Consider the following 19,410-nt stretch of genomic DNA (forward strand, 5'->3'; position numbering starts at 1 on the left):
TTCAGGATGCACGCGGTGAATTTGAGTTTTTCGCGAGCAAGCTCGCTCCTACAGAGAGGATGCTGCGTGTTACGAACCGATGTAGCTGGTTTTCACCACGGTGTAGAACTCTTGCGCATAGCGACCCTGCTCACGCGAACCGTAGGATGAGCCCTTACGGCCACCAAATGGAACGTGGTAATCCACCCCCGCCGTCGGCAGGTTGACCATCACCATCCCAGCCTGGGAGTGGCGCTTGAAGTGGTTGGCATATTTGAGCGAGGTGGTGGCAATACCGGCCGACAAGCCGAACTCGGTGTCATTGGCCATGGCCAGCGCCGCCTCGTAGTCCGCCACGCGCACCACGTTGGCCACCGGGCCGAAGATCTCTTCACGGCTGATGCGCATCGCCGCTTCACTGTCGGCAAACAGTGTGGGCGCCAGGTAATAGCCTTCGGTGTCGCAGGTCACCAGGCCGCCCCCACTCACCAGCCGGGCACCTTCGCTCTGGCCGATGTCGATGTATTTCAGGTCCTGATCCAACTGGGCCTGGGATACCACCGGGCCAATGTCGGTGCCGCTATTCAAAGCGTGGCCCACCTTGATCGACTTCATGCGCTCGGCCATGGCGGCGACAAACTGGTCGTGGATCCCCGCGGTGACAATCAAGCGGCTCGAGGCCGTGCAACGCTGGCCGGTAGAGTAGAACGCACTCTGTACCGACAGCTCGACAGCCTGCTTGAGGTCGGCATCGTCGAGAATGATTTGCGGGTTCTTGCCACCCATCTCCAACTGCACCTTGGCCTGGCGCGATACACAACTGACCGCGATCTGACGCCCAACGCCCACCGACCCGGTGAAACTGATGCCATCGACTTTCGGGCTGTTGACCAACACGTCGCCGACCACACGGCCACTGCCCATCACCAGGTTGAACACACCGGCGGGGAAACCGGCGCGGGAGATGATTTCGGCCAAGGCCCAGGCGCAGCCCGGCACCAGCTCGGCAGGCTTGATCACCACGCAGTTGCCGTAGGCCAGGGCCGGGGCGATTTTCCACGCGGGGATGGCGATCGGGAAGTTCCACGGGGTGATCAGACCCACCACACCGAGGGCTTCGCGGGTCACTTCAACGTTGACGCCCGGGCGCACCGACGGCACGTAATCGCCCGACAGGCGCAAGCATTCACCGGCGAAGAATTTGAAGATACTGCCGGCGCGGGTCACCTCGCCAATGGCTTCGGGCAGGGTCTTGCCCTCTTCGCGGGCCAGTAGGGTGCCGAGTTCTTCACGACGGGCGAGAATCTCGCTGCCGACTTTATCCAGCGCATCGTGACGCGCCTGGATACCGGAGGTGGACCACGCCGGGAACGCGGCGCGGGCAGCGTCGATGGCCGCGTTGACTTGGGCCACGTCGGCTTTGGCATATTCGCCAATGGCGTCGGACACATCCGAGGGGTTGATGTTGGTGCAGTAGTCGGCGCCGGTTACCCATTCACCATTGATGTAGTTCTCAAAACGCTTTGCTTGGGACACGAATCTTCTCCTGACGCAAAAGGCCGCTGATTGCTCAGCGGCCTTGTGGATAATTTATTGCGCGCCTTGCTTGTCGATCAGCGCGGCGAGGGCTTCGTACTCTTCCGGCAGCAGGTCGGTCAGTGGCGTGCGCACGGGGCCGGCGTCATAACCGACGATTTTCGCACCGGCCTTGACGATGCTCACCGCGTAACCGGCCTTGCGATTACGGATATCCAGGTACGGCAGGAAGAAGTCGTCGATGATCTTGCCGACGGTGGCGTGATCTTCGCGGGCAATGGCATGGTAGAAATCCATCGCCGTCTTGGGGATGAAGTTGAACACCGCCGAGGAGTACACCGGCACGCCCAGGGCCTTGTAGGCTGCGGCGTAAACCTCTGCGGTCGGCAAACCACCGAGGTAGCTGAAACGGTCGCCCAGGCGACGGCGGATCGACACCATCAACTCGATATCACCCAGGCCATCCTTGTAGCCGATCAGGTTCGGGCAACGCTCGGCCAGGCGCTCCAACAGCGGTGCGGTCAGGCGGCAGACGTTGCGGTTGTACACCACCACGCCGATCTTGACCGACTTGCACACGGCTTCAACGTGGGCGGCAACCCCGTCCTGGCTGGCTTCGGTGAGGTAGTGCGGCAGCAGCAGCAAACCTTTGGCGCCGAGGCGTTCGGCCTCTTGGGCGTACTCGATGGCTTGGCGGGTAGCACCGCCCACACCGGCCAGGATCGGCACGCTGGACGCGCAGGTATCCACGGCGGTTTTCACCACCTGGGAATATTCGCTGGCCGCCAGGGAGAAAAACTCACCTGTGCCGCCTGCGGCGAACAAGGCGCTGGCGCCATAAGGGGCCAGCCATTCCAGGCGCTTGATGTAACCCGCCTGGTGGAAATCACCCTGGGCGTTGAAATCGGTCACCGGGAAAGACAGCAGACCGTGGGAGAGGATGGACTTCAGTTCTTGTGGATTCATTATTCGAACACCCTGGGCGAAGACTTTCTAACGAAAGGTTGTTGTTGGTTTTGATGATGTCGTACGTCATCGTACAACTATAAATAAATTCGTCAACTGCAATTCATCCGGCGTACTCCTGCGAAGGCTTAAGACGCGGCTCTTGACGTAGGAATTTTCTCACCTATGATTCAGATAACTGTATGCATATACAGTTATCACGGAAGATTCCTACGACATAGCAAGGAGCTAACATGTCAGGTCTTGAACTCGCAGCACCCGAAAAAACACCACCTACCCTGCGCTTCGAAGGCGGTGAACACACCGCCATCGGCGATGACACCCTGCTTCGCTTCGTCAAGGACGCCCCGGCCATTCCTGCGCGCCAAGTCGAACTGCACCTGCCCAACGGGCTTGCGCTGACCTATGGCCAAGTGATCGCCCTGGGCGGCGACTTCTATGGCATCCCCGGCCAACCGATCAGCGATGGCAACTCTCCGGCCGAGCGCGTGCAACGCTTCACCGCGGCCTTCAATTCTCTTGCCGTGTTGCCTGCTTCACGGGAAGAAGCGCAGAAGATCCTGGCGGTGATGCAAAAGGAGATCAACGCCGTCAACCAGGCGATCAAGGACGGCAAACAGCCGCACGAAGCCTACGACGCCCTGGGTGATACGTTGTCCGAGGAGTGGAACCGCATCACCGGCGGCGGCAGCGCTGTTTCGGCCCTCGTGCCACTCGGCCGCTACCTGAAACTGGCAGCGGACAACGCCGACCACTTCGGTGAATGGGCCCTGTCCGCCTACTTGGCCGGCCATACGGCAGCACTGCAACAGGCAGTGGTGGCCCATCAGACCGGCACCGACCAGGCGCTGGAATTGGCCTATGCCATGAACAGCTTTGCCGATCACTTTTTGACCGACCTGTTTTCCGCCGGCCACCTGCGGGTACCGCGTAAACAACTGGCGGCAGTGGTGACGCCAGGAGAACTCGGCTCGCTGATCAGCCGCTTCATGCACGATGAAGACAGTAAATTCGGGCTCAAGGTGCGCAATGCCATGGGCGCTCAGTGGCATGCCTACGGCGACAAGCGCTACTTCGACAGCATTGACGCCGACAATCGCGTGCAGGTCAAACGGGCAGTACAGGCCTCGGCAGATGAAATCTTCGAAACCTTCATCAGCGGCATCGCGCCCTCCCCGGCTGAATTCAAGGCACCGCTGTATGTGCCCGACCTGAACGCCGCGCAAAACCCGGCGAATAACTTCTCGCCGCTGTTCAAGATGGAGGGGGACAAGGTGCTGCGGCGCAAGGACGTCAACGATTTGAACGACAAGCACTGGACCAATGATTGGTGGGGGTGGAGTACGTATTTGCTGCTTAAAGACTACAAGCCAAACCAACCCGCCAACTAACGGCTGGCATGATCGTTCCCACGCTCTGCGTGGGAATACAGCCTATGACGCTCCGCGTCACCCTGCGAGGGATTGAGAAATTCACGCGCATCGGGACGCGGAGCGTCCATAGAGGCGTTACCACGCAGAGCGTGGGAACGATCAGACCCGCTGCGCCTCTGCCTCTTCATGGGCATGGCGCAGTCGTTCGCGACTGTTGGTCAAATGCAAGCGCATCGCAGCCCGCGCCGCATCCGAATCCTGGCGGGCTATCGCCTCATAGATCTCTTCGTGTTCGCGGCTCAAGCGGCTCATGTAGTGCTGTTGATCATCATGGGCCAGGCGCGCCGAATTCAGGCGGGTACGCGGAATGATGCTGGTGCCCAGGTGGGTCATGATGTCGGTGAAGTAGCGGTTGCCGGTAGACAGTGCAATTTCCAGGTGGAAGGCAAAGTCTGACGCCACCGCATCGCCGGCGTGGGCGGCACTTTCATTCAAGGCATCGAGGGCCGCACGCATGGCCGCCAGTTGCTCATCGCTGCGACGCAGCGCCGCGAGCCCCGCAGACTCCACTTCCAGGCTGATACGCAGCTCCAGAATCGCCAGCACATCGCGCAAGGTCACCACGGTGGCCGGGTCTATGCGAAAACCGCTGGGGCTTGGCGTGTCCAGCACGAAGGTGCCGATACCGTGGCGAGTCTCGACCTGCCCCGCCGCTTGCAGGCGCGAGATGGCTTCACGGACCACCGTCCGGCTGACGCCATGGGCGTCCATGATCGCCGACTCGGTCGGCAGCTTGTCGCCGCGTTTGAGCTGGCCATCGCGGATCTGCTCGGACAACACCGTGACCAATTCCTGGGCAAGGCTGCGGCGCTTGCGGGGAAGACGTGGGGCGGCGCTGGCGTTTTCCATGATGAACCATCTTTCTCGACGAACTAAAGACCGCATCATAGCCCATGGTGGTTGTACGATCACCGTTCTGGCGCGACTTTCATCCATATCCTTCACGCAAAAAAAATGCCCCGACCGACGTCGGGGCATTTTTCAGACGGGTGTGTAAGCGAAATCCGCCTACTTCACCACTTTCAAGCTTGGCCGACCGCTAGGGCGCGGCGGCTCGGTATCCGGTGGCGGTACATCATCACCGTCTTCGCCTTCGATCGTTTCGTCATCCTCCAAAGGCGACTCCAGATCGAACACCATGCCCTGGCCATTTTCCCGGGCGTAGATCCCGAGGATGGCACCGATGGGCACGAACAGCGTATGGGGCACACCGCCGAAACGCCCTTCGAAGCTCACCGCTTCGTTGTCCATGTGCAGGTGGCGCACGGCACTGGGCGATACGTTCAGCACAATCTGTCCGTCACTGGCAAAACCCTGGGGTACCTGAACCGCAGGAAATTCGGAATTGACCAGCATGTGCGGGGTGCAATCGTTGTCCACAATCCACTCATAGAGCGCGCGGACCAGGTAAGGTCGACTGGAGTTCATCAACGGCTCCTTAAGCCTTAGCGCATATCACGTTCGGCACCAGACAGACTTGCCTGGAAAGCCTCACGCGCAAACTGGCGCTCCATGTAATCAAGCAACGGCTTGGCCGGCCGTGGCAGTTCAATGCCCAGAATCGGCAAGCGCCAGAGTATGGGTAATAGGCAGCAATCCACCAAGCTTTGTTCCTCACTGAGGAAAAAAGGTTTATCGGCGAACAACGGCGAAACGCCGGTGAGGCTCTCGCGCAATTCCTTGCGCGCCTGCACACGAGCGGCTTCTTTGGAACGCGAATCCAGGATCACATCCACCAACCCGCACCAGTCACGCTGGATCCGATGGATCAGCAGGCGGCTGTTGGCACGCGCCACCGGGTACACCGGCAGCAAAGGCGGATGAGGGTAACGCTCATCCAAGTATTCCATCACCACGGTCGACTCCCACAACGCCAGGTCACGATCGACCAGGGTGGGCAAGCTGCCGTAAGGGTTCACTTCGATCAGCTTCGGCGGCTGACGGCCCGCCTCCACACTGATGATCTCGGCGCTGACACCCTTCTCTGCGAGCACGATGCGTACTCGGTGGGAATAGTGGTCGGCGGGGTCGGAGTAACAGGCCAACCGGTTGGTCACGCCCATGGCGGTCCTCCTCGCTTGTTGAAATTATCGAAAGCTCAAAAACGAGCGCGCCCAGAAAGCATCCCTGTAACGTCCGGTTCAAACCGACGCTACGTGTTCAGAGATGCCGCTGGGCGCGCAAGATTAACAGCAATTGCTTACGGTTGGATCAATGCACATCCTTCCAGTATTCACGCTTGAGCAAATAAGCGAATACAAAGAAGAAAGCCAGGTACAGCAAGACGTAGGTACCGATGCGCTGATGCTGCAGTTTGACCGGGTTGGCCGAGTAGGCCAGGAAGGTCACCAGGTTCTTGACCTTCTCGTCGAACTGCTCTTCGTTCAGCGTACCGGTCTTGGGCACGATGGTCAGTTGATCGCACGCTTCATGGGTCAGCGGCGTGCCGGTCAACGGATCATATTGCTTCTTGCCGTCTTCAACGACCTGAACCTGTTTGCATCCTACCACCTGGCGCCCCTGCAGGCCGACCAGAACGTTCGGCATGCCGACGTTCGGGAAGACTTTGTTGTTCACGCCATAGGGGCGTGCAGGGTCTTCGTAGAAGGATTTGAGGTAACCGTAGAGCCAGTCGGTACCGCGTACACGAGCCACCAGGGTGAGGTCGGGCGGCGCGGCGCCGAACCAGGTCTTGGCGTCGGCCGGCTGCATGCCGATGTTCATGTGGTCGCCGATCTTGGCGCCTGTGAACACCGCATGGCTGAGCATCACCTCATGGGGAATTCCCAGGTCATCGGCAACGCGCTCGTACCGTTGGAACTTGGCGCTGTGGCACCCCATGCAGTAGTTGGTGAATGTACGCAGCCCATCCTGCATGGCGGCTTTGTCAGACACATCGATATCGACTTTTTCCAGCTGCGCACCATGTTCGGCAGCGAAGGATAGTAGCGGCAGCGCCGCAAGCACGAATGCAACGAGTAATTTTTTCATCAGCCAGTCACCCTTTCCGGAACCGGTTTGGTCTTCTCGAGCCGGGTATAGAACGGCATCAGAATAAAGTAGGCGAAGTACAGGAAGGTGCAGACCTGCGACAGCAAGGTCCGTTCAGGGGTGGGCGCCAATACACCCAACACACCCAGGATCACGAACGAAATGCAGAACACCCACAGCCAGATCTTGCTCAGCCAGCCTTTGTAGCGCATTGACTTGACCGGGCTACGGTCGAGCCACGGCAGCACGAACAACACCGCGATGGCCGCGCCCATGGCGATCACGCCCATGAGTTTGTCGGGGATCGCACGCAAGATCGCGTAGAAAGGCGTGAAGTACCAGACCGGGGCAATGTGCTCAGGTGTCTTGAAGGCGTTGGCCTGTTCGAAGTTAGGCTTCTCCAGGAAATAACCACCCATCTCCGGGAAAAAGAACACGATCGAGCAGAACACAAACAGGAACACGACCACGCCGACAATGTCTTTCACGGTGTAGTACGGGTGGAACGGAATGCCATCCAGCGGGATGCCGTTTTCGTCCTTGTGCTTCTTGATGTCCACGCCATCCGGGTTGTTGGAACCCACTTCGTGCAGCGCCAGGATATGCAATACCACCAGGCCCAGGATCACGATCGGCAAGGCCACCACGTGCAAGGCGAAGAAGCGGTTCAGGGTGATGCCGGAGATCAGGTAGTCACCACGAATCCACTGGGTCAGGTCGTTGCCGATCACCGGGATTGCGCCGAATAGCGAGATGATCACCTGGGCGCCCCAGTAAGACATCTGGCCCCAAGGTAGCAGGTAGCCCATGAAGGCTTCGGCCATCAGCGCCAGATAGATCAACATGCCGAAGACCCACACCAGCTCACGGGGCTTCTGGTACGAGCCGTAGAGCAGGCCGCGGAACATGTGCAGGTAGACGACGATAAAAAACGCCGACGCGCCGGTGGAGTGCAGCAGGCGCAGGATCGAGCCGTACTCGACATCACGCATGATGTATTCGACAGAGGCAAACGCCTCTTCCGCCGACGGCGTGTAGCTCATCGTCAACCACACGCCGGTGACGATCTGGTTGACCAGCACCAACAGGGCCAGGGAGCCGAAGAAGTAGAAGAAGTTGAAGTTTTTCGGCGCGTAATATTTGCTGAGATGGTCTTCCCACATTTTAGTGGCGGGGAAGCGCGCATCCACCCAATCCATGAACTTGCTCATCACGCGTTCTCCTTGTCGAGGCCAATGACAATGATGTCGTCAGATTCGTAATTGTGAGGAGGAACCGGCAGGTTCAGGGGGGCGGGCTGGGATTTGTAGACGCGGCCCGCAAGGTCATAGTGGGAACCGTGGCACGGGCAGAAATAACCGCCGACCCAGTCTTTGCCCAAATCGACAGGCGCCACTTCCGGGCGGAAGGTAGGTGAGCAACCCAGATGGGTACAAAGACCAACCAGCAGCAGAATCTCTGGCTTGATCGAACGTGCTTCGTTCTTGGCGTAGGCGGGCTGGTCGGACTTTTCGGATGTCGGGTCAGACAGCTGGCCTTCGATCTTCTTCAGATTCCCCAGGATTTCCTCGGTACGACGAACAATGAAAACCGGCTGGCCGCGCCACTCAGCAATCATCTGCTGGCCTGGCTCGATCTTGCTGACATTCACCTTCACCGGTGCACCTGCGGCTTTCGCCTTGGCACTGGGAAACCATGACCCCACGAACGGGACCGCAGCCCCCACCGCTCCTGCAGCACCCACCACGGATGTGGCTGCTACCAAGAAGCGACGCCGGCCTGCATTCACGCCGTCATTGCTCATTCAGTCCTCTCCCATCAGCTTTTTGGCCTGTTAAATCAGGCGTCTACTAAGTGTTGAATCTTTACTTATAAAAATTTTGACGGATGGTAATGAAAAGCCCCACGTATGACAAGGGAATTGCCCGGGGCTCCGTCTCCAGGCCTTGTAGTATAGGGGGTCTACGGATGTGGCAAGTTGTCACGGCGAAAAATGTGCATAAATCACAGGCAATAAAAAACGCCCAGCTCCGTGAGGAGGCTGGGCGTTTTTGTGGAACGTAAAGCGAATTAACGCTTCGAGTACTGCGGACGCTTACGCGCTTTACGCAGACCGACTTTCTTACGTTCAACTTCACGAGCATCGCGAGTCACGAAGCCAGCTTTGCGCAGAGCGCCACGCAGGGTTTCGTCGTACTGCATCAGAGCGCGAGTGATACCGTGGCGGATTGCGCCAGCTTGACCACTTACACCGCCACCGATAACGGTGACGTAGATGTCGAACTTTTCAACGGTCTCGGTCAATTCCAGCGGCTGACGAACTACCATGCGGGCAGTTTCGCGACCGAAGAAGTTGTCCAGGGAGCGGTTGTTGATCGAGATGTTACCAGTGCCCGGACGCAGGAAAACGCGTGCGGTTGCGGTTTTGCGACGGCCAGTGCCGTAATTTTGAGTCGCCGACATAATGAACTATTCCGTTAAAACTTCAGTTCTTGGGGCTGCTGAGCAGCATGAGGGTGTACAGCGCCCGCATAGACTTTCAGCTTGCGAAACATATCGCGACCCAGTGGGCCCTTAGGCAGCATGCCTTTGACCGCGATTTCGATCGGGGCTTCAGGCTTCTTGGCAATCAGGCCTTCGAAGTTGGAAGACTTGATACCGCCTGGGAAACCGGAGTGACGGTAGTACATTTTGTCGCTTGCTTTGTTGCCGGTTACACGAACCTGCTCAGCGTTGATGATGACGATGTAGTCGCCGGTATCAACGTGCGGGGTGTATTCAGGCTTGTGCTTGCCACGCAGACGGCTGGCGACTTCAGTGGCCAGACGACCCAGGGTCTGACCAGCGGCGTCGACGACAAACCAGTCGCGCTGAACTGTTTCCGGTTTTGCAGTAAAAGTTGTCATTCTTTAATAGCCTCAGGGGCCGCCTGTAAATTTAGACGGCGGATCTTACTGAATAGTGCGTACTTTGACAAGGTCAAAGGCAGCCGGATACAGACGCTATCGGGGGCTCGGGTCGGCGCGTCCGTTCAACGGCAAGATTCTTCGGCAGGCGGCGCATCACTTCCACTGCAGAAAGAGGTGGGCAATTATGCAGATTGCGAAAAAAAATTCAACCTGCTTTTATGATTGTTTTCCCCCGAAGGAGTACCCGATGGATTACCGACAGCTGGGCCGCACCGATCTGAATGTCAGCGCGATCGCGTTGGGCACCATGACCTGGGGCGAGCAGAACAGCGAGGCAGAGGCCTTCGCGCAGATCGAACGGGCCAAGGCCGCGGGGATCAACTTCCTCGACACTGCAGAAATGTACCCGGTGCCGCCCAAGGCCGACACCTACGCCACCACCGAGCGCTACATCGGCAACTACTTCAAAAGCCGTGGTGACCGCGCCGACTGGATCCTTGCCAGCAAAATCGCCGGCCCCGGCAACACCATCGACTACATCCGCGATGGCCACCTGCGCCACAACCGCAAGCACATCGGCGCAGCCCTCGACGCCAGCCTCAAGCGCCTGCAGACCGACTGGATCGACCTCTACCAACTGCATTGGCCGGAGCGCAGCACCAACTTCTTCGGCCAGTTGAGCTACAAGCACAAGGACGAAGACGACCTCACGCCACTGGAGGAAACGCTCGAAGCCCTGGACGAACAGGTGAAGGCCGGCAAGATCCGCCACATTGGCCTGTCCAACGAAACGCCGTGGGGCACCATGAAGTTCCTCGCCCTGGCCGAAGCCCGCGGCTGGCCACGTGCAGTGTCAATCCAGAACCCCTACAACCTGCTCAACCGCAGCTTTGAAGTGGGCCTGGCGGAGGTTGCCATTCGTGAGCAGTGCGGCTTGCTGGCTTATTCGCCCCTGGCGTTCGGCATGCTCAGTGGCAAGTACGAAAATGGCGCACGCCCAGCCAAGGCACGCCTGACCGAGTACAGCCGCTTCAGCCGTTATTTCAACCCACAGTCGGAGGCCGCGTGCAGCCGCTATGTGGCGTTGGCGCGCGAGCATGGCCTGGACCCGGCGCAGATGGCGCTGGCGTTTGTGACACAGCAGCCGTTTGTGACCAGCAATATTATTGGAGCCACATCGCTGGAACAGCTGGAAAGCAACATCGCCAGTGCCGATCTGAAATTGTCGAAAGAGGTGCTGGAAGGGATTGAGGCGATTCAGAAGGATCATCCGAATCCAGCGCCTTGATTGATCCGCACTGATCGTTCCCACGCTCTGCGTGGGAATGCCGCCTTGGACGCTCTGCGTCCGCTTTCAGAGTCGTGACGCGGAGCGTCACATGAGGCGTTCCCACGCGGAGTGGGAACGATCAATCAAGAGCACCTAACAATCAAAGCGCCCGCGCAATGATCTCCTTCATGATCTCATTGGTCCCCGCATAAATGCGCTGCACCCGCCCATCCGCCCAGGCCCGGGCAATCGGGTATTCCCACATGAAGCCGTAGCCGCCATGCAACTGCACGCACTCATCGAGCACCTTGCACTGCAGGTCGGTGGCCCAGTACTTGGCCATCGCCGCCGTGGGCACGTCCAGCTTGCCTTCCAGATGCAAGGCCATGCACTGATCGACAAACACGCGGCCAATCTGAATCTCGGTGGCCATCTCCGCCAGCTTGAACCGGGTGTTCTGGAAATCGGCAATCGCCTTGCCGAACGCCTTGCGCTCTCGCGTGTACTCAAGGGTCCATTGCAACGCCGCTTCGGCTGAAGACAGCGCGCCAATCGCCACAGTCAGGCGTTCTTGTGGCAGTTCCTGCATCAGGTAGGCAAAGCCCATGCCCGCCTGGCCAAGCAGGTTTTCCTTGGGCACGCGCACATCCTGGAAGAACAGTTCCGAGGTGTCCTGGGCCTTCATGCCGACTTTCTCCAGGCGCTTGCCCTTGTCGAAGCCCGCCGTGTCGGCTTCCACCAGGAACAGACTGGTGCCCTTGGCGCCGGCCTTGGGGTCGGTCTTGGCGACGACAATCACCAGATCGGCCAGGTAGCCGTTGGTGATAAAGGTCTTGGAGCCGTTGATCACGTACTCATCACCCTCCAAAACCGCTGTGGTCTTGACGCCCTGCAGGTCGGAACCAGCGCCCGGCTCGGTCATGGCAATGGCCGTGACTATCTCCCCGGAGATCAACTTGGGCAGGTACTTGTGCTTCAGTGCTTCACTGCCGTAATGCAGGATGTAAGGCGCGACGATATCCGAGTGCAGGGAAAAGCCGATGCCGGTCAAACCCAGGCGGCTGACTTCTTCGATCACCACCGCGCTGTAGAGAAAATCCGCGCCCAGCCCGCCATATTCCTCTGGCAGGTGGGAACACAACATGCCCGCCTCCCCCGCCTGGTTCCACAGGTTACGTTCGATATAGCCCTGCTTTTCCCATTGCCCATGGAAGGGCACGGCGTGCTTTTCGAGAAAGGTGCGCACGCTCTCACGGAAGAGTTCGTGCTCCGAGCTGAACAAGGTTCTGGGGATCATGGGTCACCTGCGTGGATTGTCGGACAAGGACGAGCCCACAGAGCCTATGCCCCGAAGGCGTCACGGGACACTGGACACATGCGACAAAAAATAAGACGATCCAGCCGTCTGGTGACCACTTTCCCCTATAAGAATAAATGAAATTATGTCTAACCAAATCTCCACGCCGTTGCGGCGCGTCAGCATTTTGGCCATTGATCGGGTATTCGCTTCAACCCTCATGCAAGCCAAGGATTTCTTCCATCTCGCCAGCCTGCGCCATGGCAAACAGCAAGGCCTGGGCCTGACCCCAGGGTTCGAAACGCGCCTGGTCAGCCCCGACGGCCAGTCCGTGCGCAGCTTCAGCGATGTGATCATGCCGGTGGACGGCGGCCTCGAAGACGCCGACATCATTGTGCTGCCAGCTTTCTGGGACGACTTCGATGCCCTGTGCTCGCGCTACCCGCAAGTGCTGCCGTGGCTGCGCGAACAGCACGCCCGCGGCGCCGTACTCTGCGGCGAGGCCACCGGGGTGTTCTGGCTGGCCGAAGCCGGGCTGCTCGATGGCAAGGAGGCGACCACCTACTGGCGCTTCTTCAATGCCTTCAGCGAGCGTTTCCCCAAGGTGCAGCTCAATCAGGACAAGCACCTCACGGATGCCGATAACCTGTATTGCGCCGGTGGCACCACGTCGGCCTGCGACCTTTATATCTACCTGATCGAACGCTTCTGCGGCGCCAACATCGCCCAGGCGGTGGCCCGCGACATTCTCTATGAGGTGCAGCGCAACTATTCACCGGGGCGGATCGGGTTTGGCGGGCAGAAGCTGCATCAGGACGTGATCATCCTGCAGATCCAGCATTGGCTTGAAGAGCACTTTGCCGACAAATTCCGCTTTGAAGACGTCGCCCGGGAACACGGCATGAGCATCCGCAACTTCATGCGCCGCTTCCAGACCGCGACCGGTGACAAGCCGCTGCATTACCTGCAACGCCTGCGCATCGAGACCGCCAAGGGCCTGCTCTCGGGCAGCCGCAAGAGCATCAAGACCATCAGCTACGAGGTGGGTTACGACGATGCGAGTTTCTTTGCGCGGTTGTTCAGGCAGCACACGGAGTTGTCGCCCAACCAGTATCGCCAGCAATTTCAGCAGGCCGCCTGACTCCAGGCCAACACAAACCATTGTGGGAGCTGGCTTGCCTGCGATGACGGTGTATCAGCCAGCCTATAGTTGACTGATACACCCCCATCGCGGGCAAGCCCGGCTCCCACATTAGATCTCCATTGAGCCGGAGATTGATTAAGGCTTGTGGCCGCGCGACAGGAACTCGTGGGACTGCATTTCCAGCAGGCGACTCAAGGTGCGCTGGAATTCGAAGTTCAAGCGACCACCGGTATAGAGATCCTTGAGTTCGACTTCCGCCGAGATGATCAGCTTGACGTTACGGTCGTAGAACTCATCGACCATGTTGATGAACCGTCGGGCGATATCGTCGGTGGTCACGCCCATCTGTTCCACACCACTCAAGATCACGGCGTGGAAGATCTTGCCCAGCTCGATGTAATCGTTCTGGCTGCGTGGCCCATCGCACAGTTGGCGGAACTCGAACCAGGCCACGTCATCGCAGGTGCGCAGCGCGATGATTTCGCGGTTCTCGATCATCAGCTTGTCGTTTTCCACCGCCTGGGTGCATTCCGGCGTCAGCGCACGGAAGCTTTTCTTCAGGCTTTCGTGCGCCGCTTCGTTGAGCGGGAAGTGGAACAGCTCGGCTTGCTCCAGGTGACGCAAGCGGTAGTCGACGCCGCTGTCGACGTTGACGATATCGGTGTTCTGCTTGATCAGCGCAATGGCCGGCAGGAAGCGCGCACGTTGCAAGCCATCCTTGTACAGGCCATCGGGCACGATGTTCGACGTGGCCACCAGGGTCACACCGTTCTTGAACAGTTCTTCCATCAGCGTGCCAAGGATCATGGCGTCGGTGATGTCGGAGACGAAGAATTCATCGAAGCAGATCACCCGGGCCTCTTGGGAGAAACGCTTGGCGATGATGGTCAGCGGGTTTTTCTCGCCCGGCAGGGTCTTCATCTCTTCGTGCACGCGCTTCATGAAGCGGTGGAAGTGCGTACGCACCTTTTCCTTGAACGGCAGCGCTTCAAAGAAGGTGTCTACCAGGTAAGTCTTGCCACGGCCCACGCCGCCCCAGAAATACAGGCCCTTGACCGGCGTGTGGTCTTTCTTGCCAAACAGCTTGCTGAACATCCCTGGCTTGCTTTGCGACGCGGCCACGAGGTCCTCGTACAGGCGCTGCAAATGACGCACGGCATTTTCCTGGGCCGCGTCGTGGAAGAACTCGGGGCGTTTCAGATCAGCTTGATATCGTTCTAGGGGCGTCATAATTTCGTTAGCAAGGCAACAAAAACGGGCCGACACTGTAACGACGGCCCTGGATAATGGCAATCAACCCTTGGTCGGGTTAATCCTCGATTGGGGCTAACGCAGCGCGCAAGGCTTCGATGGCCGCGTCACGCGATGCTTCATTGGCGTACTCGGCACTGTCAGCTACTGCGGCGCCGTCCAGCCATACGCTGAAGCCCAAAGCCTCGGCGCGTACGTCCAGCGCATCGCCACTTTGCAGTTGCTTGGTCACCGCGCCGGCTGCTTTGCCATCGGTAAAGTTGCGCGACAACAGCAATTGCTCGCCGTCGGCGGCCAACAGGCGGAAGCGGAAGCTGCCATCGTCTTCACGGAAGCTCACAAACCGTGCAGCCTTCGCTGCTTTTTTCTTGGTGGCGACCGGCGCCGCCGCCTGGTTGACGAACGAACGCAGGCCCACCGCTTCACGCAGCTCGGCCAGGAACGGTGCCGCCACAGCGCGGGCCTTCTTGGCGCCGACCTGCAGCAGGTCCTCCATGTCCGATGGGCGCGCCATCAGTTGATGGTAACGCTCGCGCGCTTCGCCGAGCTGGCCGTCGAGCAGTTGGAACAGACGGTTCTTCGCCTCGCCCCAGCCCAGGCCTTCTAGCAGCTCACCACGGAATTGGGCTTCCTGGGCCTTGGTCGCGAACGCCTGGTACAGGGTGAACAGGTGCGAATTGTCCGGATCCTTGGCTTCGCCTGGCGCGCGCGAGTCGGTGACGATCCGCGAGATCGCGTCCTTCATGTCCTTGGCGCTGGTGAACAACGGGATGGTGTTGTCGTAGCTCTTGGACATCTTGCGACCATCCAGGCCCGGCAAGGTGGCGACGCTTTCTTCGATCAGCGCCTCGGGCATGGTGAAGAATTCTTTACCGTTGCCGAACAGGTGGTTGAAGCGCTGGCCGATGTCGCGGGCCATTTCCACGTGCTGGATCTGGTCGCGGCCCACCGGCACCTTGTGCGCGTTGAACATCAGGATGTCCGCTGCCATCAGCACCGGGTAGCTGTACAGGCCCATGCTGATGCCCGCATCCGGGTCTTCACCGTTTTCCACGTTCTTGTCCACCGAGGCCTTGTAGGCATGGGCGCGGTTGAGCAGGCCCTTGGCGGCAACGCAGGTCAGCAGCCAGGTCAGCTCGGGGATTTCCGGGATGTCCGACTGGCGGTAGAAGGTCACCCGGTTCACATCCAGGCCACCGGCCAGCCAGGTCGCGGCGATTTCCATACGCGAGCGCTGGATGCGCTGCGGGTCATCGCATTTGATCAGGGCATGGTAGTCGGCCAGGAAGTAGAAGGAATCGGCATTCGCGTCTTCGCTGGCGAGGATCGCCGGGCGAATCGCACCGGCGTAGTTGCCCAGGTGCGGCGTGCCGGTGGTGGTGATGCCGGTGAGGATACGGGTACGGGTCGTCATGGGTGATCGCTTGTCATCAATTCGAAAGGCGTGGCAGCACCAGATCCTTGAGATCGGTCAGCTTGCCGTGAAAAAAGTGTCCGCATTCTGCCACTTTCAGCAACTCATGGGGGCGTTTGAGGGCGGCGGACCAGTCGTAGACCAGCTGCGGGTCAACCACTTCGTCGCTTTCCGGTTGGATCAGGGTCAACGGGCAGCCCAGCGGTAACGCGTCGGTATCGCGCAGGCGCATCACCGCAGCCGCAATCATGAACAGGTGTGCGAGCTTTTCACCTTTGGCTTCCAGGCGGCCGCCAAGGCTGGCGGCCACATATCCACCGAAAGAAAAACCGAGCAAGGTGATTGGCAGGTCCGGGTGCTTTTCACGCAGCCAGGCGGCGGCCGCTTCAGCATCGTCGACCTCACCGGTGGCCATATCGTGAGTACCGGCACTGGCACCCACGCCACGGTAATTGAAGCGCAAAGTAATCAAACCCGCATCGCGGGCAGTGCGTTGCAGGGTCGAGACGACCTTATTGAGCATGGTCCCCCCCTGCACCGGGTTAGGGTGGCAAACCAGCGCCAGGCCACGTGGTTCGGGGTGATCCAGGTACAAGGCTTCCAATTGGCCTACCGGGCCATCGATCAAAACGGGGGTTTCACGCATGAGCAAGGATGAACTCCGTGACCTCTCAAGGGGTCGACTCGTCTAGCTAAAAGTCTGTGCATGGCATCATTGCGAGCTTAATCGCGGTATACAGCGCAGGTTTGAGCCGTTAACGTAAAGCAAAGCCGTTTATAGAGGAAGGACTCGTGGAACACTCGCTCTTAGTTTGGTTGTTGCCGACTCTTGCCCTGGTTGCCGGTGTCGCCATTGGTTTCCTGGTTGCCCGCCTGCTGCCGAATGCCGCGCCTAACCGCACGCAGCGTCAGTTGGATGACATTCAGGAACGTTTTGACAGTTATCAGAACGAGGTTGTTACCCACTTCAACAGCACCGCGACCCTGGTCAAGAAGCTCACCCAGAGCTACCAGGAAGTACAGGATCACCTCGCCGATGGCGCTAACCGCCTGGCCCTCGACGACATCACCCGCCAGCGCCTGCTGGCCGCGCTGCATTCCGATGCACCGCAAACCCCACGGGAACGCCTGACCCCGCCTCGGGAAAACCAGGAGCCACCACGGGACTACGCGCCAAAGACGCCGAACGCTCCAGGCATGTTGGATGAGCATTACGGCTTGAAGAAGTAAGTCATCTTCGAGCAACAAAAAGCCCGGCTGATCGATGATCTGCCGGGCTTTTTGTTGGGTGCCTGAACCATCAGACAACACCATGCCCCTGTGGGAGCTGGCTTGCCTGCGATAGCGGTGTGCCCGTTGACACACCTGCCTCAGGCACTCCGCCATCGCGGGCAAGCCCGGCTCCCACATTGAGCGAGCAGGCACTCAAGTGAGTTGTTGTTCCTGCAACCGCCCACCGTCGATGCGCACATGCCGCCCATGGAAACGCTTGAGGCTGCTGCGGTGGCCGACGCTGACGATGCTCAACCCCGGCAACTCATCGATCAACGCCTGGTACAAGGTTGCTTCGTCTTCTTCATCCATGGCCGAGGTTGCCTCATCCATGTACAGCCATCGCGGTGCAAACAACAGCGCACGGGCAAAGGCCAGGCGCTGTTGCTCGCCGGGCGAGAGCATGCGTTGCCAGTGGTTGGCTTCATCCAGGCGGCTGACCAAATGGGGCAGGCGACAGGTTTCCAGCACCTGTGCATAACGTTCTGGTGAATAGACGCTGTCGTCCTGTGGATAACTCAACACGGCCTTGAGTGTACCAATCGGCAGGTAAGGCTTTTGCGGCAGGAACAGGTAGCGCGTCGCCGGCAAGCGAATGCTGCCATGACCGGCGGGCCACAGATGCCCCATCGCCCGCAGCAAAGTGCTCTTGCCGCTGCCGGAACGCCCGCTGAGCATGACGCGCTGGCCAGGCTCCACGGTCATGTCGGCGTCGGTGAGCAAATGGCGGCCGTCGGCCAGGTCCATGCCCAGGTCCTTGATCACCAGGCGCTCGCCTTCAGGGCGCACGTCGATCGCCGGCGTGCGTTGCTCGTTGTCGCTCATGGCCTGCTGGAAACTCAGCAGACGGTCGCTGGTGGCGCGCCATGTCGCCAGTTCCGAATAGGCGTTGATAAACCAACTGAAGTTCTCTTGCACGTTGCCGAACGCCGAGTTGATTTGCATCAGCTCCCCCAGCTCGATCTTGCCAGTGAAGTAGCGCGGCGCGGCGACGATAAAGGGGAAGATGATCGCGATCTGGCTGTAGCCAGCGGTGAAAAAGGTCAGGCGCTTGGACACTTTCATGATGTCCCAGAAGTTCTGCCAGACTTTGCCGAAGCGCGAACTCAGGCGTTGCCTTTCATTCGGCTCGCCGTTGTACAGGGCAATACTTTCGGCATTCTCACGCACCCGCACCATGGAAAAACGCAGGTCCGCTTCGAAGCGTTGCTGTTGGTTGCTCAGGCCGATCAAGCGCCGGCCGATCAAGTGCGTCAGCCAACTGCCCACAGCGGCGTACAGCAGTGCACACCAGAACATGTAACCGGGGATGGTGACGCCGAACACTTCGATGCTACCCGAGACGCCCCACAGGATGATCGAGAATGACACCAGGCTGACCACGTTACGCAGCAACCCAAGGCCCAGGCTCAAGGTACCGGAGGTGAAGTTGTTAAGGTCTTCGGAAATCCGCTGGTCCGGGTTATCGGTGTAGCCGCCCTGCTCCAGCTGGTAATAATTCTTGTGGGCCAGCCATCGGCTGAAGTGTTTTTCGGTGAGCCAGGCGCGCCAGCGGATTGTCAGCATCTGGGTCAGGTAAAGGCGGTACACCGCGCCGAGTATCGCCACCGCCGCGATCCCGCCGAAATAGCCGATCAGTTGCCAGAAGGCCGCGGTGTCTTTCTTCTCCAGGGCGTTGTAGAAGTCTTTGTACCAGTGGTTGATCCACACGGAAATCGCCACGCTGAACAGCGACAGGCCAATCACTGCGGCCAGCAGCAGCCAGGCCCTGCCCTTCTCTTCACTGCGCCAATAGGGTGTGATCATCGCCCAGGTTCGGCGGAAGAATTGCCCACGCACCGCGTCGTTGACCGCGCGATATTCAGCATTCTGATTCATCGTTCAGGCTCGGTAGGAAAAAGTCACAGGCGTTTGAACCGATCATAGGTGATCGGTTCGTGCGTCCGTG

At 59.3% G+C, this 19,410-nt stretch carries 19 protein-coding genes; 4 read left to right on the plus strand and 15 right to left on the minus strand.

Annotated features, from left to right (window positions below; genetic code table 11):
• Positions 1-69: 69 nt before the first annotated feature.
• A complete protein-coding gene (locus tag HBO10_RS05145; protein WP_034126293.1) occupies positions 70-1,515 on the minus strand; it encodes an aldehyde dehydrogenase family protein in 1,446 nt (481 codons plus the stop codon).
• A gap of 54 nt (positions 1,516-1,569) precedes the next feature.
• Positions 1,570-2,481, minus strand: a complete 912-nt coding sequence (gene kdgD, locus HBO10_RS05150) for a 5-dehydro-4-deoxyglucarate dehydratase (protein WP_003188537.1) — start codon at positions 2,479-2,481, stop codon at positions 1,570-1,572.
• 233 nt (positions 2,482-2,714) lie between these two features.
• On the opposite strand from kdgD, the gene HBO10_RS05155 reads away from it, so the two are divergent.
• Positions 2,715-3,872, plus strand: a complete 1,158-nt coding sequence (locus tag HBO10_RS05155) for a hypothetical protein (protein ID WP_034126292.1) — start codon at positions 2,715-2,717, stop codon at positions 3,870-3,872.
• A 141-nt stretch (positions 3,873-4,013) separates the two neighbouring features.
• On the opposite strand, the gene HBO10_RS05160 is transcribed toward HBO10_RS05155, so the two are convergent.
• The 8 genes from HBO10_RS05160 to rplM form a co-directional block, all read right to left on the minus strand.
• Entirely contained in the window at positions 4,014-4,763 is a 750-nt protein-coding gene (locus tag HBO10_RS05160; protein ID WP_034126291.1) for a FadR/GntR family transcriptional regulator, read from the minus strand.
• A gap of 159 nt (positions 4,764-4,922) precedes the next feature.
• Positions 4,923-5,342, minus strand: coding sequence for a ClpXP protease specificity-enhancing factor (locus HBO10_RS05165; RefSeq protein ID WP_014716912.1), 420 nt, complete (start codon positions 5,340-5,342; stop codon positions 4,923-4,925).
• Positions 5,343-5,359: 17 nt separating this feature from the next.
• Positions 5,360-5,977, minus strand: coding sequence for a glutathione S-transferase N-terminal domain-containing protein (locus HBO10_RS05170; protein WP_003188529.1), 618 nt, complete (start codon positions 5,975-5,977; stop codon positions 5,360-5,362).
• Between the two features lie 148 nt (positions 5,978-6,125).
• Positions 6,126-6,905 carry a cytochrome c1 gene (locus tag HBO10_RS05175; protein ID WP_014716911.1) on the minus strand — a complete coding sequence of 260 codons (780 nt, stop codon included), beginning with the start codon at positions 6,903-6,905 and terminating at the stop codon, positions 6,126-6,128.
• On the minus strand, positions 6,905-8,116 hold the full coding sequence (locus HBO10_RS05180) for a cytochrome bc complex cytochrome b subunit (protein WP_003188526.1): 1,212 nt from the start codon (positions 8,114-8,116) through the stop codon (positions 6,905-6,907). Before HBO10_RS05180 ends, HBO10_RS05175 begins: the two co-directional genes overlap by 1 nt.
• The gene (petA, locus tag HBO10_RS05185) at positions 8,116-8,709 is read right to left on the minus strand and encodes a ubiquinol-cytochrome c reductase iron-sulfur subunit (RefSeq protein ID WP_003188524.1); all 594 of its coding nucleotides are present in this window, start codon (positions 8,707-8,709) and stop codon (positions 8,116-8,118) included. The genes HBO10_RS05180 and petA overlap by 1 nt, the downstream gene beginning before the upstream one ends.
• Positions 8,710-8,975: 266 nt before the next feature.
• A complete protein-coding gene (gene rpsI, locus HBO10_RS05190; RefSeq protein WP_002555064.1) occupies positions 8,976-9,368 on the minus strand; it encodes a 30S ribosomal protein S9 in 393 nt (130 codons plus the stop codon).
• Between the two features lie 14 nt (positions 9,369-9,382).
• Positions 9,383-9,811 (minus strand): 50S ribosomal protein L13, encoded by a 429-nt coding sequence (rplM, locus tag HBO10_RS05195; RefSeq protein WP_003188508.1) that lies wholly within the window; start codon positions 9,809-9,811, stop codon positions 9,383-9,385.
• A 250-nt stretch (positions 9,812-10,061) separates the two neighbouring features.
• On the opposite strand from rplM, the gene HBO10_RS05200 reads away from it, so the two are divergent.
• Positions 10,062-11,102, plus strand: coding sequence for an NADP(H)-dependent aldo-keto reductase (locus HBO10_RS05200; protein ID WP_034126290.1), 1,041 nt, complete (start codon positions 10,062-10,064; stop codon positions 11,100-11,102).
• 142 nt (positions 11,103-11,244) lie between these two features.
• On the opposite strand, the gene HBO10_RS05205 is transcribed toward HBO10_RS05200, so the two are convergent.
• Complete coding sequence (locus tag HBO10_RS05205) at positions 11,245-12,381, minus strand: acyl-CoA dehydrogenase family protein (protein WP_034126289.1); 1,137 nt, start codon at positions 12,379-12,381, stop codon at positions 11,245-11,247.
• Between the two features lie 220 nt (positions 12,382-12,601).
• On the opposite strand from HBO10_RS05205, the gene HBO10_RS05210 reads away from it, so the two are divergent.
• On the plus strand, positions 12,602-13,522 hold the full coding sequence (locus HBO10_RS05210) for a GlxA family transcriptional regulator (RefSeq protein WP_169918830.1): 921 nt from the start codon (positions 12,602-12,604) through the stop codon (positions 13,520-13,522).
• Between the two features lie 138 nt (positions 13,523-13,660).
• On the opposite strand, the gene zapE is transcribed toward HBO10_RS05210, so the two are convergent.
• The 3 genes from zapE to HBO10_RS05225 all read right to left on the minus strand — a co-directional run bounded on the left by zapE (position 13,661) and on the right by HBO10_RS05225 (position 16,836).
• Positions 13,661-14,755 carry a cell division protein ZapE gene (gene zapE / locus HBO10_RS05215; protein WP_003188500.1) on the minus strand — a complete coding sequence of 365 codons (1,095 nt, stop codon included), beginning with the start codon at positions 14,753-14,755 and terminating at the stop codon, positions 13,661-13,663.
• Positions 14,756-14,834: 79 nt separating this feature from the next.
• Positions 14,835-16,190 (minus strand): tryptophan--tRNA ligase, encoded by a 1,356-nt coding sequence (locus HBO10_RS05220; protein ID WP_034126288.1) that lies wholly within the window; start codon positions 16,188-16,190, stop codon positions 14,835-14,837.
• Between the two features lie 16 nt (positions 16,191-16,206).
• Positions 16,207-16,836: an alpha/beta fold hydrolase gene (locus HBO10_RS05225; protein WP_034126287.1), complete on the minus strand. Its 630-nt coding sequence runs from the start codon at positions 16,834-16,836 to the stop codon at positions 16,207-16,209.
• A 146-nt stretch (positions 16,837-16,982) separates the two neighbouring features.
• Between HBO10_RS05225 and HBO10_RS05230 the strand changes: the two genes are divergently transcribed.
• Positions 16,983-17,420 (plus strand): DUF1043 family protein, encoded by a 438-nt coding sequence (locus HBO10_RS05230; RefSeq protein WP_003171734.1) that lies wholly within the window; start codon positions 16,983-16,985, stop codon positions 17,418-17,420.
• Positions 17,421-17,615: 195 nt separating this feature from the next.
• On the opposite strand, the gene HBO10_RS05235 is transcribed toward HBO10_RS05230, so the two are convergent.
• Entirely contained in the window at positions 17,616-19,340 is a 1,725-nt protein-coding gene (locus tag HBO10_RS05235; protein ID WP_034126286.1) for an ABC transporter ATP-binding protein/permease, read from the minus strand.
• Between the last annotated feature and the right edge of the window lie 70 nt (positions 19,341-19,410).

Origin of the sequence: Pseudomonas sp. WS 5503, from assembly GCF_012985385.1 — a bacterium.
Taxonomy (GTDB): Bacteria; Pseudomonadota; Gammaproteobacteria; order Pseudomonadales; family Pseudomonadaceae; genus Aquipseudomonas; species Aquipseudomonas paracarnis.